Genomic DNA, 1,534 nt, shown 5'->3' on the forward strand with positions numbered 1-1,534 from the left:
GCAAAAAGATCCCATGGGCGCGGGCTGGCGCTGGTTGAGGCAGATTGGCCTTCCCGCTTTGTCGTGAAGGAGATCGCCCGTGTCCATTCCGTCCCATGCCGCCGTCAGCACGCAGCTGAACGCTATCTTCGTGTCGCTCGAGTTGAGCCGTTCCACTTGGCTGGTAACGTCGCTGTCGCCGGGTCGCGGCGAGCGCATTTCGCGCCATCAGGTTAAGGGCAGCGACGTGCCGGCGCTTCTGGAGCGGTTCGCGCAGTTGCAGGCGAAGGCGCGGGAGCGGACGGGCGAGCAGTATCCGCTGGTCGTCATCCAGGAGGCAGGGCTGGACGGCTTCTGGATTCACCGTTGCCTCGTCCGCGAAGGCATCGAGAGCCACGTCGTCGATGCCGCGTCGATCTCGGCCTCGCGGCGCAGCCGGCGCGCGAAGACGGACAAGCTCGACGGCGAGGCGCTGGTCCGCACGCTCCTTGCCTACAAGCGCGGTGAGCCGCGGGTCTGTGCCATGGTGACGGTGCCGAGCGCAGAGGACGAAGACCGCCGGCGCGTCTGCCGCGAGCGGCGCTCGCTGGTCGTCGAACGCATTCGGCACGTCAACCGCATCAAGGGCCTGCTGTTCACGCAAGGGGTCGGCGATTACGAACCGCTGCGCACGAGCCGGCGCGCGCGGCTGGAGGAACTAGTCACCGGTGACGGCCGGCCGCTGCCTTCCCATGTGAAGCGCGAGATTGAGCGCGAGTTGGACCGGCTGGAGCTGGTCATGCGCCAGATCAAGGAGGTGGAGCGCGAGCGCGACGCGATGCTGGAGGCGGCGACGGACGAGGCACCTGAGCCGGCGAGCGCCCGGCTGCTCCAGCTGCGCGGCATCGGTCCCGAGTTTGCCGGCGTGCTGCATGCCGAAGCGTTCTTCCGCAGCTTCAGCAACCGTCGGCAGGTCGCCTGCTATGCGGGCCTCGCGCCATCGCCATGGCAGAGCGGCAACATGGACCGCGAGCAGGGCGTATCCAAGGCCGGCAACAAGCGGCTGCGCACGACCATGATCCAAGTCGCCTGGCTATGGCTTCGGCATCAGCCTGAGTCGGAACTGACCCGCTGGTACGCCGAACGGGTGCAGGCGAACGGCGGTCGTATCAGGCGCGTGATGATCGTCGCGCTCGCCCGCAAGCTGCTGATCGCGCTTTGGCAGTTCAGTTCGGCCGGCGTCGTGCCGAAGGGCGCGCTGCTGAAGGCAGCCTGAGCGAGTCACCCATTACGAGTTCCCGCAGGGTATTGCCCTGCCGGATCCAGGCGGACGGACCGTAGAGCCCTCTTGGCTTCACTCGCCGACAAAAAGGTTGGTTTCGTCTTCCTGAGCCAGACCCGACGCAAGCGGGATTGTGGTGCAGCCGCGTACGAGCGGCGACCGGATGTGAGGTTAGAGCGGCCCGGTTAGCGGGACGCTTGTGGCAGCAGGCTCAGACCATGGATCTGACAAACGGGAGATTGCCAATGTTATAGCGGCGCGGGGCCTTGACCCGATTGTGCCCATGTGAGGGGG

The 1,534-nt window shown here is 66.6% G+C and carries 1 protein-coding gene; it reads left to right on the forward strand.

What is annotated here, in order from left to right:
- Positions 1-79 precede the first annotated feature (79 nt).
- Positions 80-1,234 carry an IS110 family RNA-guided transposase gene (locus tag ACODRZ_RS26680; protein WP_287004739.1) on the forward strand — a complete coding sequence of 385 codons (1,155 nt, stop codon included), beginning with the start codon at positions 80-82 and terminating at the stop codon, positions 1,232-1,234.
- Positions 1,235-1,534: the final 300 nt, after the last annotated feature.

It is taken from the genome of Novosphingobium sp. FG90 (genome assembly GCF_057808725.1).